Origin of the sequence: Neobacillus rhizosphaerae (assembly GCF_050477885.1) — a bacterium.
GTDB classification, from domain to species: domain Bacteria; phylum Bacillota; class Bacilli; order Bacillales; family Cytobacillaceae; genus Neobacillus; species Neobacillus rhizosphaerae_A.
Genome location: NZ_JBCNAC010000042.1, coordinates 1 through 13,371 on the forward strand (window position 1 = coordinate 1; position 13,371 = coordinate 13,371).

The 13,371-nt window shown below is 43.0% G+C and carries 12 protein-coding genes; all 12 read left to right on the plus strand.

Annotation, left to right across the window (positions count from 1 at the left end):
* Positions 1-313 precede the first annotated feature (313 nt).
* The 12 genes from uvrB to ABES03_RS05700 all read left to right on the plus strand — a co-directional run bounded on the left by uvrB (position 314) and on the right by ABES03_RS05700 (position 13,300).
* Complete coding sequence (gene uvrB / locus ABES03_RS05645; RefSeq protein ID WP_430115935.1) at positions 314-2,293, plus strand: excinuclease ABC subunit UvrB; 1,980 nt, start codon at positions 314-316, stop codon at positions 2,291-2,293.
* Between the two features lie 7 nt (positions 2,294-2,300).
* Positions 2,301-5,174 carry an excinuclease ABC subunit UvrA gene (gene uvrA / locus ABES03_RS05650; protein WP_430115937.1) on the plus strand — a complete coding sequence of 958 codons (2,874 nt, stop codon included), beginning with the start codon at positions 2,301-2,303 and terminating at the stop codon, positions 5,172-5,174.
* Between the two features lie 315 nt (positions 5,175-5,489).
* Positions 5,490-6,437 (plus strand): ABC transporter permease subunit, encoded by a 948-nt coding sequence (locus tag ABES03_RS05655; protein ID WP_430115940.1) that lies wholly within the window; start codon positions 5,490-5,492, stop codon positions 6,435-6,437.
* The gene (locus tag ABES03_RS05660) at positions 6,434-7,339 is read left to right on the plus strand and encodes an ABC transporter permease subunit (protein WP_430115943.1); all 906 of its coding nucleotides are present in this window, start codon (positions 6,434-6,436) and stop codon (positions 7,337-7,339) included. The genes ABES03_RS05655 and ABES03_RS05660 overlap by 4 nt, the downstream gene beginning before the upstream one ends.
* Positions 7,340-7,388: 49 nt before the next feature.
* Positions 7,389-7,703, plus strand: a complete 315-nt coding sequence (locus tag ABES03_RS05665) for a DUF4870 domain-containing protein (RefSeq protein ID WP_430115945.1) — start codon at positions 7,389-7,391, stop codon at positions 7,701-7,703.
* Positions 7,704-7,742: 39 nt separating this feature from the next.
* Positions 7,743-8,852, plus strand: a complete 1,110-nt coding sequence (locus ABES03_RS05670) for a DUF4097 family beta strand repeat-containing protein (protein WP_430115947.1) — start codon at positions 7,743-7,745, stop codon at positions 8,850-8,852.
* A 17-nt stretch (positions 8,853-8,869) separates the two neighbouring features.
* Positions 8,870-9,238 carry a phage holin family protein gene (locus ABES03_RS05675; RefSeq protein ID WP_430115949.1) on the plus strand — a complete coding sequence of 123 codons (369 nt, stop codon included), beginning with the start codon at positions 8,870-8,872 and terminating at the stop codon, positions 9,236-9,238.
* A gap of 132 nt (positions 9,239-9,370) precedes the next feature.
* The gene (gene hprK, locus ABES03_RS05680; protein WP_308082529.1) at positions 9,371-10,306 is read left to right on the plus strand and encodes an HPr(Ser) kinase/phosphatase; all 936 of its coding nucleotides are present in this window, start codon (positions 9,371-9,373) and stop codon (positions 10,304-10,306) included.
* Between the two features lie 20 nt (positions 10,307-10,326).
* Complete coding sequence (gene lgt, locus ABES03_RS05685; RefSeq protein ID WP_430115952.1) at positions 10,327-11,142, plus strand: prolipoprotein diacylglyceryl transferase; 816 nt, start codon at positions 10,327-10,329, stop codon at positions 11,140-11,142.
* 37 nt (positions 11,143-11,179) lie between these two features.
* Entirely contained in the window at positions 11,180-12,124 is a 945-nt protein-coding gene (locus ABES03_RS05690) for a nucleoside recognition domain-containing protein (protein WP_430115954.1), read from the plus strand.
* On the plus strand, positions 12,117-12,761 hold the full coding sequence (gene ppaX, locus ABES03_RS05695; RefSeq protein WP_430115957.1) for a pyrophosphatase PpaX: 645 nt from the start codon (positions 12,117-12,119) through the stop codon (positions 12,759-12,761). The genes ABES03_RS05690 and ppaX overlap by 8 nt, the downstream gene beginning before the upstream one ends.
* Before the next feature lie 5 nt (positions 12,762-12,766).
* Positions 12,767-13,300, plus strand: coding sequence for an acyltransferase (locus tag ABES03_RS05700; protein WP_430115960.1), 534 nt, complete (start codon positions 12,767-12,769; stop codon positions 13,298-13,300).
* The last annotated feature ends 71 nt before the right edge of the window (positions 13,301-13,371 follow it).

Sequence of the window (13,371 nt, forward strand, 5' to 3'; positions counted from 1 at the left end):
ACTCCCACAGGACATTGAATAAGCTTCTTCGAATCAACACCGCACGAAGGAAATGCGGTAGCATTTTCGAGGATCTTCGAGCCTTCCGCTCCAATCAACAGGATGTAAAAATTAACACTGTTCTTTAACACAGCCTATTATTTATACAAAAACAATAAAAAACGAATACTAGTTCGCATATTATTGGTTTGTTTTTGGGGTATTGTGGTAGAATGTTAATATGAATTTTTAGAGGATACACTTTCCAGCACCATCCCACTCATTAACTAGATTTTGAGCTGAAAAGTGATTTATTTGTACGGGAGGAAATCGTGTGAAAGACCAATTTGAATTAGTCTCAGCGTACTCTCCACAGGGGGATCAGCCGGAAGCGATTCGCCAGTTAGTCGAGGGGATTCGAAATAATAAGCGTCATCAAACACTCCTTGGGGCGACAGGAACAGGAAAAACGTTTACTGTTTCTAACGTGATTAAAGAGGTCAATAAACCAACCCTTGTCATCGCTCACAACAAAACATTGGCAGGACAGCTGTACAGCGAGTTCAAGGAATTTTTCCCGAACAACGCGGTTGAATATTTTGTCAGTTACTATGATTACTATCAACCAGAAGCATATGTGCCACAAACTGATACCTTCATTGAAAAAGATGCCAGCATCAACGATGAGATTGATAAACTGCGCCACTCGGCGACTTCTTCTTTATTTGAACGAAAAGATGTCATCATCATCGCCAGTGTCTCTTGTATCTATGGTCTCGGTTCACCTGAAGAATACCGCGAAATGGTCTTATCACTAAGAAGCGGCATGGAAATCGAGCGTAACCACTTGCTTCATCGCTTAGTTGATATCCAATATGAACGAAATGATATTGATTTTAAGCGCGGTACGTTTCGTGTCCGTGGAGACGTGGTCGAAATTTTCCCCGTTTCACGTGATGAGCATTGTGTGCGCGTAGAATTTTTCGGTGATGAAATCGACCGGATTCGTGAAGTTGATGCGCTTACAGGAGAAATTATTGGTGAACGCGAGCATATTGCCATTTTTCCAGCCTCCCACTTCGTTACACGGGAAGAGAAAATGCGCGTTGCCATTCAGAATATCGAAAAAGAACTCGAGGAGCGCCTCGAGGAGTTGCGGGCGGACAATAAGTTGCTTGAAGCCCAGCGAATTGAACAGAGGACCCGTTATGATTTAGAAATGATGAGAGAAATGGGTTTTTGTTCAGGCATTGAAAATTATTCACGTCACCTTACCTTAAGGCCGGCAGGATCGACGCCGTATACGCTGCTGGATTATTTTCCAGAAGATTTTCTGATGATTATCGATGAGTCGCATGTTACCCTGCCACAAGTCAGGGGTATGTTTAATGGTGACAAAGCAAGGAAACAAGTCCTTGTGGACCACGGATTCCGTCTGCCATCGGCTCTAGATAATCGACCGTTAACGTTTGATGAATTTGATAAGCATGTTCACAACGCCATCTTTGTTTCGGCAACTCCTGGACCATATGAGCTGGAGCATACGCCTGACATGGTTCAGCAAATCATCCGCCCGACTGGACTATTAGATCCAACGATTGAAGTTCGACCGATTGAGGGACAAATTGATGATTTAATCGGTGAAATCCAAGAACGTGTGAAGAAAAATGAACGTGTCCTTGTCACCACTTTGACGAAGAAAATGTCAGAGGACTTAACCGATTATCTAAAAGAAATCGGGATTAAAGTTCAATATTTACACTCAGAGGTAAAAACGCTTGAACGGATTGAAATTATCCGTGAACTGCGAATGGGGAAATATGACGTACTTATCGGAATCAATCTTCTCCGTGAAGGTCTGGATATTCCTGAGGTGTCACTAATAACCATTCTTGATGCGGACAAAGAAGGCTTCCTTCGTTCCGAGCGATCACTCATTCAGACGATTGGCCGGGCAGCACGGAATGCCAATGGACATGTCATCATGTACGCTGATCGCATGACGAATTCGATGGAGCTGGCGATTAGCGAAACAAGGCGGCGCCGTGCCATCCAAGAAGAATATAACGAAAAGCATGGTATTACCCCAAAGACCATTCAAAAAGCAATCCGTGATGTTATACGTGCGACACATGCGGCCGAGGAGCAAGAAGAGTACAAACCAGCCGCATCCTTCAGCAAGATGAACAAGAAGGAAAGAGAAAAGCTGATTGCTACGATGGAAAAAGAGATGAAGGCAGAAGCAAAGGCACTAAACTACGAACGTGCTGCCGAGCTTCGTGACCTATTATTGGAACTTAAAGCGGAAGGATGACGTACACATGGCGATGGAGAAACTGGTTGTTAAAGGCGCCAGAGCCCACAATTTAAAAAATATCGATGTCACCATTCCGAGAGATAAGCTTGTAGTGTTGACGGGGCTTTCCGGTTCAGGGAAGTCCTCGCTCGCATTTGATACGATTTATGCAGAAGGGCAGCGCCGATATGTAGAATCCCTGTCTGCCTATGCCCGGCAATTTTTAGGTCAGATGGATAAGCCTGATGTCGATGCGATTGAAGGTTTATCCCCTGCCATTTCTATCGATCAAAAAACAACAAGCCGGAACCCGCGCTCAACAGTCGGGACCGTGACAGAAATCTATGATTATTTACGATTATTATTTGCTAGGGTCGGACACCCAACCTGTCCGATTCATCATATCGAAATTTCCTCTCAAACGATTGAACAGATGGTCGATCGGATCCTCGAATATCCAGAACGGACAAAAATGCAAATCCTTGCACCGGTTGTTTCCGGAAGAAAAGGAACGCATGTAAAGGTCCTCGAGGATGTTAAAAAGCAAGGCTTTGTTCGGGTCCGTGTGGACGGTGAAATGCGTGATCTCGGAGATGAAATCGAATTAGAAAAGAATAAAAAGCATTCGATTGAAGTAGTTGTCGATCGGATCGTGGTCAAGGAGGGCATTTCAGCTCGAATTGCCGATTCACTTGAAACCGCGTTAAAACTCGGCGAAGGAAAAGTCATTGTCGATGTGATTGGCGAGGAAGAACTGTTATTTAGTGAAAACCATGCCTGTCCGCTTTGTGGTTTTTCCATCGGGGAGCTAGAGCCAAGGATGTTCTCCTTTAACAGCCCCTTTGGTGCTTGCCCAGAATGCGATGGGCTTGGTTCAAAGCTCGAAGTGGATGTAGACTTAGTCATCCCTAACAAAGATCTGACGTTAAAACAGCATGCCATTGCCCCATGGGAGCCGACAAGCTCGCAGTATTACCCACAACTGCTTGAGGCAGTCTGTGATCACTTCGGGGTGGATATGAACATCCCCGTAAAGGATATTCCAGAGCATCTGTTAGAAAAAGTATTATACGGGTCCGGCCGTGATAAAATCTATTTCCGCTATGAAAATGATTTTGGCCAAATCCGTGAAGGGCATATCGAATTTGAAGGGGTCATCCCGAACGTTGAGCGTCGTTTCAAGGAGACAAGCTCTGATTATATCCGGGAACAAATGGAAAAATACATGGCACAACAGCCGTGTCCAACCTGTAAGGGCTATCGTCTGAAAAAGGAAACTTTAGCTGTCCTAATTAATGGTCATCATATTGCTCAAGTGACCGACCTTTCCATTGAAGAAGCACATCAATTTTTTTCTGAATTGAAGCTGACGGAAAAAGAGATGCAAATAGCGAAACTCATTTTTCGTGAAATCAGTGAACGCCTGGGTTTCTTAATCAATGTTGGTCTTGATTATTTAACGCTCAGCCGAACGGCTGGCACGCTTTCCGGTGGGGAGGCGCAGCGGATTCGCTTAGCGACACAAATCGGATCACGTTTAACGGGCGTATTATACATTTTAGATGAACCGTCGATAGGACTTCATCAGCGTGATAATGACCGTTTAATTGGCACGTTGCAGCAGATGCGTGACATTGGCAATACCCTCATTGTCGTTGAGCATGATGAGGATACGATGATAGCCGCCGATTATTTAATTGATATCGGCCCAGGTGCTGGAGTGCATGGCGGACAAGTGGTTTCGGCCGGTACACCGGAAGAAGTCATGGCGGATCCAAATTCGTTAACAGGTCAGTATTTGTCAGGAAAGAAGTTTATTTCCTTGCCGTTAGAACGGCGAAAGCCTGATGGGCGTTATATCGAAATAAAAGGCGCATCTGAAAATAACTTGAAAAATGTTAATGTGAAAATTCCACTTGGCATGTTTATCGCTATCACTGGTGTATCAGGTTCCGGAAAAAGTACGCTAATTAATGAAATCCTTCATAAATCTCTGGCACAAAAGCTCCATCATGCAAAAACAAAGCCTGGTGAGCATAAGAGCATAAAAGGAATTGATTATTTAGAAAAAGTGATCGATATTGACCAGTCGCCAATTGGAAGAACACCACGCTCCAACCCGGCTACCTACACAGGTGTCTTCGACGACGTTCGTGATGTGTTTGCCGCTACGAACGAAGCAAAGGTCCGTGGATATAAAAAAGGGCGCTTCAGTTTTAACGTGAAGGGCGGTCGCTGTGAGGCATGCCGTGGGGATGGAATCATTAAAATTGAAATGCACTTTTTACCTGATGTGTATGTTCCTTGCGAAGTGTGCCACGGCAAGCGTTATAACCGTGAGACGCTGGAAGTAAAGTATAAAGGAAAAAATATTTCTGATATTCTTGATATGACGGTCGAAGCAGCAGTTGAATTTTTCGAAAATATTCCAAAAATCAGCCGCAAGCTACAGACAATTTTGGACGTCGGACTTGGATATATTACGCTTGGCCAGCCGGCAACCACACTTTCCGGTGGGGAAGCCCAGCGGGTGAAGCTTGCTTCAGAGCTACACCGTCGCTCAACTGGTAAGTCATTTTACATCCTAGATGAGCCGACAACTGGACTTCATGTGGATGACATTGCACGTTTACTCGTTGTACTTCAGCGATTGGTTGAAAATGGGGAAACAGTCCTTGTGATCGAACACAATCTCGATGTCATTAAAGCTGCCGATTATCTGATTGACCTTGGTCCGGAAGGCGGCGACAAGGGTGGAACTATTATTGCGACAGGTACACCGGAAAAGGTAGCAGAAGTCCCTGAATCGTATACGGGCAAATATTTGAAACCAATCCTTGAGCGAGATCGTTTAAGAATGAAAAAACAAATTGAAGATAAAAGTGCAGTAGAAGCATAAAACATGAAAAAGAGCTGAAACCAGTTGCTGGTTTTGGCTCTTTTTTTTTGCTTAAACTGTGTTTGGCGGAATAACTGGGAAAGTTGGCGGAATTCCGGCCAAAGTTGGCGGAATAAATCCAAGAATCGGCGGAATCTCAGCTGAATACGGCGGAATAAATTAGAAAGCCGGCGGAATCCCCCCGCAGTTCCTCATAAAAAACCTCGAAATCCAGTCACCTTTCCGCTTTTCTTACGTCTAATAATTGTGTATTAGTTCGAATATTGAAACACTTCTAACGTATTGGTAAAATATAGGAGAAAAGGAGTTGGCAAAATGATCATTCGTTCCATTGTCTATCAAGCGTTACTGTGGCTAATTACTATTTTTCTATTTTTAAGTCTCTTATTCCTACCTCGGACCACCTCCTATCAAACTGGTTCTGGAGGGGAGTTCCTCAGTGCTGTCTATAACTATTCCTTTGACCAGCATGTGAATCAATTTGCAGAGTTTTTTCAATACATAAAGGAAAATGAGGGACTTGGCACCGTTTATAATGGCTACTCCTTAACAGAGAATATTTGGCGCACCTTCCAAAAAAGCCTGCTCATTGTCATACCTGCTCTCTTCCTTGGCTTTTTCCTTGGCGTGGTAAAAGGAATCTTTGATTTCCGAATACGCAGCCGAAGAGGGAAGCTGTTTGGAGTCAGCATGACAAGATTCTTCCTCTCCGTTCCTGATCTATTTTTAATCATTGCCCTTCAACTGCTCATCATGGAAGGCTATGAGGCAGGACTCTTGCCGCATATTGTCGTTTATGGAAGCGACCAGTTGAGTGTTGTTTTATTAGACATCTTTTTTCTAGCTATTTATCCGCTTTTCTACATAGCCAATATCACATATTTCAGCATTCGTGACGAACAGGGAATGGATTACATACGTACTGCTTTCTCTAAAGGAACCTCTTCTTTTAGAGTACTCTACCGCCATGTATTGAAAAATTGCTTCGTAAAAATACTTAGCCACACCAATACGATTACGCTTTATACTCTATCAAACTTATTTATTGTGGAGTTTCTAACAAACTACCGGGGGGCGGCGTACTTTTTTTATGAAACCGTGACCTCCCCTGAGTTTTTCACGATAGGAATGAATATTCAAGTAAAGTTGTATCCGGCCGCAGGGTATATCATTCTCTTTACCGCCGTTATTTTTCTAGCAAAGGTTCTGAGTGAAATCGCCAAAGGACTCGTTTCTCCGTTAGAAAGGAAGGAATCCAATTGAAGAATTATAAGCTGTGGATTAGCTCTGTTTTTCTACTAGTTTTACTGATTGCTATATTTGCAGGGCCTTCCTTGCCGTTTGTAGATCATAAGTTAAAGCAAACCGGAGTCATAAAAACAGCGGAAGGGAAGTTCTATCTGCCGCCATTTCCCCCAATGGAAGGATATCCGCTTGGGAGCAATCATGAAGGGGTGGATATCTTAAGTCTGCTGGTAATGGGGGCAAAAGAGACATTAAGCATTGTTGTTTTGGTTGTTCTCATTCGCTATCTGTTGGCCATCCCGTTAGCTGTTGCCGGCTTTTATTCCAAGTGGTTAGAAAAATTCCTACAGGCATGGCAGCAGCTCTTTTCCTTTATGCCGCCGATATTTTTCGTCTCCTTTTTCGTGACATTGCCCTTTGTCTTTTTTTCACCTGACCGGGGTTTTCGGGTGATTGTGATCTTAGCCGTTCTGGAAACGGGAAGGGTGGCAGAAATTATCCTTCAACACATGAAGGAAACCAAGCGTAGGCCTTATATAGAAGCAGGGATTGCTGCCGGAGGATCACCTTTCAAGATGTTTAAAAACTACTATTTTCCCGCAGTCATACCCCATATTATTATCTTAATCATCAACGATATGGGACGGGTGCTGTTCCTTATCGCACAGCTTGGCGTTGTCCATATCTATGTCACACATAAATTTATGACCGTAGAGAGTGGCGCCTATGAGGTAGTGAACACTTCGCTCGCTTGGCCAACGATGTTCTCGACCATTACGAAAGATATTTTTACATATGAATGGATCCCATTTTCTGTTATTGGGGCCATTGCCGTCACCATTTTTATCTTTAATATGTTTGCGGACGGCATGCAGCGGTTTTTTGAAAAAAAATACCGGACGTTTCGGTCAGATTTATAGAAACTTTTTTCCTTTCGGTTCGTACATAAAAGGTGAGGTGATGTACGAAATGGAAACAAGAAAGGTTCTATCAAGCTTGTGTTATTTTAGTATTTTTTTCGCTGGATTTATTTTTCCGCTTGTAGTGTATTTTGCTAGCGGTGACCAAGGAACAAAAGCGCATGCTAAGAAATCGTTACTCTCACATTTAATCCCGATTATTTTGCTGCCGTTTGTTGTGATTGCTGTTCTGAATGATTCCATCAACTTCCAAAATGAGATTCCTATTTTAACAATCATTAGTATTGTCGCTCTTGTAATCACCGGAATCGCTGTCACGATCTGGAACATTATTAAGGGCGTAAAGGTATTGCTTTCTGAATAAACTTTTAGAGGAAAAAAATATGATGCTGAGGTGGAGACCATGAAAGAGGAAAGAATCAGGATTTTGAAAATGGTGGAAGAAGGCAAGCTGAAGGTGGAGGAAGCTTTAACGTTGCTTGAGGAATTAGAAAAAGCCCAGCAAACAATGGAGAAAAAGCAGGAGCAAATGGTGAATGAACTGTCGACTGCTGTTCAATTTGAGGAGGCCCAAAAGGAAGAGGCGTTTCAGGCGAAGTATCAATCCACAAAGGAGAAGATTTTTGACTTTGTTGATTCCGCACTGAAAAAAATCAAAGAATTTGATTTTGATTTGAACTTTGGCCAATCCGTCGATATTTCTCATATTTTTCAGCATGGGGATGCCAACATGAAGGATATCGACATAGACGTGGCAAACGGATCCGTCAAAATTGCTGCATGGGATCAACCAGATGTAAGAATCGAGTGTCAAGCTAAGGTCTATCGTGTGGAAAACCAAGACCAAGCACGCCAAAACTTCCTACGTGATGTACACTTTTCAATCGAGAACGAGAAATTACGTTTTACGACCCAGCAAAAGTGGATGAAGGTCGATGCAATCGTTTTTGTACCAAAGTCTCAGTATGACCGTGTTCGAATCAGGATGTTTAATGGTACGGTAGTAGGAGAAGAGATGAATGTGGGTGACCTTCGCGTAAAGACCGCCAATGGAAAAATAGCGTTGAATCAGCTGAACGGGAAGAAAGCGGAATTGGAGACAGCCCATGGGAAAATTAAGGTCAACCGCAGTGTGCTAGATGAACTTGAAGCAGAAACCATACATGGAGCAATTATGGTAGAGGGCGATTTTAAGAAGGTTGAAACGCAATCCTTTAACGGTAATATAAGCTATAACGTACGAGGAAATCGCTCTGAATGGATTCAAGCAAAAGCGATCACGGGTGGCATAGACGTCTTTATTCCCGAGGGAATCCCGGTTAATGGTGAGTTGAAAACAAACTTAGGTGGGTTTCATGTGAACCTCGTTGGCGTTCAGGTGCTCGAAGAAAAAACGGAAATGATTCAAAAATCACTTCGCTTTCAATCGGTCAATCATCCTGATAAAATGATGAGAATCTATGCTGATACAAAAACAGGTTCCATTGCGATTCACAAATCACTTGAAGAATAAGTAGGAGATTTTAAATTATGAGATGGCTGATAGGATGTTTAATTAATGCAGTTTTGTTCATGGCACTTGCTGGCTATTTTCATGAAAGCTTTCAATTGACAGGATTTTGGGCCGCCTTACAAGCGAGCATTTTATTATCCATCTTAAATGTTCTGGTGCGACCGCTTTTAATATTATTTACATTACCTGTAACTATCTTATCGATGGGGCTTTTCTTGTTTGTGATCAATGCCATCACACTTGAATTAACCGATTATTTAATGGGTGAGGCATTTGAGATTCAAGGCTTCGGTATGGCATTGTTCTTTGCCGTTTTGATGTCCGTGGTAAATATCATCATTCATAAAACTATCTTGGATCCATCTAGGAACTCCAAGGATAAATGAGGGGGCAACTTTGCTCCCTTTTTTATTTGGTTCTTTTTCAAAAAATGCTAAAATAGGAGGTAATGAAATTTTTTGTATTATTTGTGAACTGTCGTTCATGAATAATGCCATTCGAATGAAGGAGGAAGCTACTTGCCAAAAGTACGCACGATAGACATAGTAAAGAAATTTCAGCTTGAATTGGTCAGTGGTGAAGAGGGCATTAACCGTCCCATAACTACGAGTGATATATCACGTCCAGGTATTGAAATTGCCGGATATTTTGAATTTTATCCAGCGGAACGCATTCAACTTTTAGGGAAAACAGAGCTATCCTTTTTTGAAGAGCTTTCTGAGAGTGAGCGAGTTTCTAGAATGGAACGGTTATGCACGGATATCACTCCAGCTATTATCGTCACTAGAGATATTGAAGTTCCTGTGGAATTAATTGAAGCCTCGGAACGGGAATCGGTGCCTGTCTTACGGACAAGCATGAAAACCACCCGTTTCTCCAGCCGCTTAACGAACTTTTTAGAAAGTAAGCTGGCTCCAACAACAGCCGTCCACGGTGTGTTAGTGGATGTGTATGGAATTGGCGTATTAATTACCGGTAAAAGTGGCGTAGGTAAAAGTGAAACGGCGCTAGAGCTAGTCAAGCGCGGCCATCGACTTGTTGCCGATGATTGCGTGGAAATTCGCCAAGAGGACCAGGATACATTAGTAGGTACCTCTCCAGAGTTAATTGAACACTTATTAGAAATCCGCGGCTTAGGGATTATTAATGTTATGACTCTATTCGGTGCCGGTGCCGTTCGCAGTAACAAGCGAATTACACTCATCATGAATTTAGAGATCTGGGATGCGAAAAAACAGTATGACCGCCTGGGATTAGATGAAGAGAAAATGAAGATTATTGATACTGAAGTGACAAAGATGACCGTCCCTGTCCGCCCAGGAAGAAACTTAGCTGTTATCATCGAAGTTGCAGCGATGAATTTCCGACTAAAAAGAATGGGTGTGAACGCAGCGCAGCAATTTACAGATCGCTTATCAGATGTGATTGAGGATGGAGAACACGAAGATATTTAAAGGGTAAAGGAGAGAGAGAGATGAACGAAACGATTCAACCGCTAAACCCGATCGCCTTTTCACTAGGGCCTATCGATGTACATTGGTATGGGATTATCATTGGTTCAGGTTTGGCGCTTGCCCTGTTCCTTGCGATTAGAGAAGGGAATCGCCGGGGACTGCCGAACGATACATTTGCAGATTTAATGCTTTGGGCGATTCCGATTGCCATTATTTCTGCCCGCATTTATTATGTTGTTTTTGAATGGAAGTATTATATTAAGCATCCGATTGAAGCACCACAGATTTGGAATGGTGGAATCGCTATTCACGGTGCATTGATTGGAGCGGTTATTACTACGTATGTGTTTTCAAAAAAGCGTGGGATCTCCTTCTGGAAGATTGCAGATATCGCCGCACCAAGCATTATTCTTGGACAGGCAATTGGCCGATGGGGCAATTTCATGAACCAGGAAGCACATGGTCGTGAGGTAACAAGGACATTCCTTGAAAATCTGCACTTACCGGACTTTATTATAAATCAGATGTATATCGACGGAACGTATTATCACCCAACCTTTTTATACGAATCCATTTGGGATTTTGTAGGCTTTTTCTTATTAATTTTACTTCGTCGCGTGAATTTCCGACGTGGAGAGCTCTTCCTGTCCTATGTGATTTGGTATTCCATTGGCCGTTTTTTTGTGGAAGGAATGCGAACAGACAGCCTGATGCTGGGAAGTCTCCGAATGGCGCAAACTATTTCGATTGTCTTAGTGGTTGGAGCATTGGCCATTTTAATTTATCGCCGAACAAAGAAACTTTCAGAGGCGCATTATTTAGATCAAGCAAATTAAATCATAGAGACTAGATCAGCAAAGGAGTATAGGGGAAATGCTATTAAGCTCATTAAAAAAAGGGCTGCTGGTTGGCTTAAAGACAACATGGACCTTAGGGAAAATTATTTTCCCCGTTACCTTGATTGTAGCAGTGCTGCAGTATACACCTGTACTGCCCTGGATCATAAAATTGATTTCCCCGCTCATGAAACTTATTGGTTTGTCCGGGGATGCAGCCATTCCGCTTGTTCTAGGGAACTTTCTCAACCTATATGCGGCAATTGGCGCTATACTCACGCTGGATTTTTCGGTAAAAGAAGTGTTTATTCTAGCGGTCATGCTATCTTTTTCACATAACTTATTTATCGAATCTAGTGTGGCCATGAAAGCAGGGGTAAAGCTGTGGGTGGTTCTTGTAACAAGACCAGGACTTGCACTTCTTTCAGCGGCAGTCATTAATCTTGTCTGGCATGGGGGCGGAGAAAAAGCCCAGTATGGTTTAATTGAGCAGAGTACCGTACACGCGGATGGAGTAACAGGAATTATTTTGGTGGCCGTACAAAAAGCAGGACTCGGTATTTTACAATTAGCGATGATTGTCATTCCACTTATGGTAGTCATTCAAATTTTAAAAGATTTACAGTGGTTAAATCGCTTTTCAAAAACAATGGCTCCAGTCACAAGAACGCTTGGTATGAAGGAAAATACGTCGACCACAATGGCGGCCGGCCTATTATTCGGTTTAGCCTATGGGGCTGGCGTGATGATCCAGGCGGTAAAAGAGGATGGAGTCAGTAAGAAGGATATTACACTGGCCTTTATTTTTCTCATGGCCTGCCATGCCGTTGTGGAGGACACATTAATCTTTGTTCCTCTCGGCATTCCAGTATGGCCGTTATTCTTAATCCGACTGGGTGTGGCCATTTTGTTAACCCTAATTGTTGGAACCATATGGACACGCTCGGGACTAGTGAAAAGAAAGGAAGCTACCTATGACTAACAAAATTACAACCGTTCTTTTTGATTTAGATGGGACACTAATTGATACGAATGAATTAATTATCACGACATATTTGCATACCCTTGAAAAATATTATCCAAGCCAGTACCAGAGAGAGGATGTTCTGCCATTCCTCGGACCAACATTGCATGATGTGTTTGGCAATATGGACCCAGACCGGGTGGAAGAAATGGTCTCAGAATACCGTGCCTTTAACATTGCCAATCACGATGAACTTGTAAAAGAATTCGTGGGTGTCAAGGAAACGGTCCAGACTTTGAAGGATCGTGGGTATAAGCTCGGTATTGTAACTACTAAACGTCATGATGTGACACTTAAAGGGCTCCGGTTGATGGAGCTAGAAGACTACTTTGAAGTAATTGTTGCCTATGATCATGTAGAAAAAGTGAAGCCAGACCCAGAACCAATTTTCAAGGCTCTTGAACAGCTGGATGCGACGGCTGAAGAGGCGATCATGGTGGGGGATAATTTCCACGATATTTTGGCTGGGAAAAATGCGGGCACGGCAACAGCAGGTGTGGCATGGTCCATTAAAGGAAGAGAATACGTGGCGAAGTATGAACCAGATTATATGCTAGAGAACATGAAGGATTTATTAACGATTCTCGGAGAGTGAGAAACATGAGGAATACGACTCGCTACCCTGTTGAAGGTGCGAACTCCTTATGGCATGTCTACAAGACCGTGCCATTTTGGAAGGTTGTCAGAAACTTTATTGTCATTCAGTTGGCTCGTTATACACCATTGCTGGGAATGAAAAATTGGCTGTATCGTACCTTCCTAGGGGTTAAGGTGGGTGAGCAAACCAGTTTTGCACTCATGGTGATGCTCGATGTCATGTTCCCGGAAAAAATCAGCGTCGGTCGCAACACCGTGATCGGGTACAATACAACTATCCTGGCCCATGAGTATTTAATTAAGGAATACCGGCTGGGTCCCGTAACGATTGGCAGTGAGGTCATGATTGGTGCGAACTCCACGATTATGCCAGGGATTACGATTGGTGATGGAGCCATCGTATCAGCGGCAACACTTGTGCATAAAGATGTTCCAGCTGGTGCGTTCGTTGGCGGTAACCCGATGAGGGTCATTTATACAAGGGAAGAACTGGCCGAGCGCTGGGCAGACGATCCGATATATGGTGGTCAAAAATAAACATTGAAGGAAGCCAAGTTTATACGACTTGGCTTTTTTTTATGGAAAAAATTTCTTCCGAGGTGTGAGGT

Bases quoted from the DNA above. Each gene is read 5' to 3' on its own strand.
- uvrA (WP_430115937.1), top strand. From the start codon at position 2,301: ATGGCGATGGAGAAACTGGTTGTTAAAGGCGCCAGAGCCCACAATTTA.
- ABES03_RS05655 (WP_430115940.1), top strand. From the start codon at position 5,490: ATGATCATTCGTTCCATTGTCTATCAAGCGTTACTGTGGCTAATTACT.
- ABES03_RS05665 (WP_430115945.1), top strand. From the start codon at position 7,389: ATGGAAACAAGAAAGGTTCTATCAAGCTTGTGTTATTTTAGTATTTTT.
- ABES03_RS05670 (WP_430115947.1), top strand. From the start codon at position 7,743: ATGAAAGAGGAAAGAATCAGGATTTTGAAAATGGTGGAAGAAGGCAAG.
- ABES03_RS05675 (WP_430115949.1), top strand. From the start codon at position 8,870: ATGAGATGGCTGATAGGATGTTTAATTAATGCAGTTTTGTTCATGGCA.
- lgt (WP_430115952.1), top strand. From the start codon at position 10,327: ATGAACGAAACGATTCAACCGCTAAACCCGATCGCCTTTTCACTAGGG.
- ABES03_RS05690 (WP_430115954.1), top strand. From the start codon at position 11,180: ATGCTATTAAGCTCATTAAAAAAAGGGCTGCTGGTTGGCTTAAAGACA.
- ppaX (WP_430115957.1), top strand. From the start codon at position 12,117: ATGACTAACAAAATTACAACCGTTCTTTTTGATTTAGATGGGACACTA.
- ABES03_RS05700 (WP_430115960.1), top strand. From the start codon at position 12,767: ATGAGGAATACGACTCGCTACCCTGTTGAAGGTGCGAACTCCTTATGG.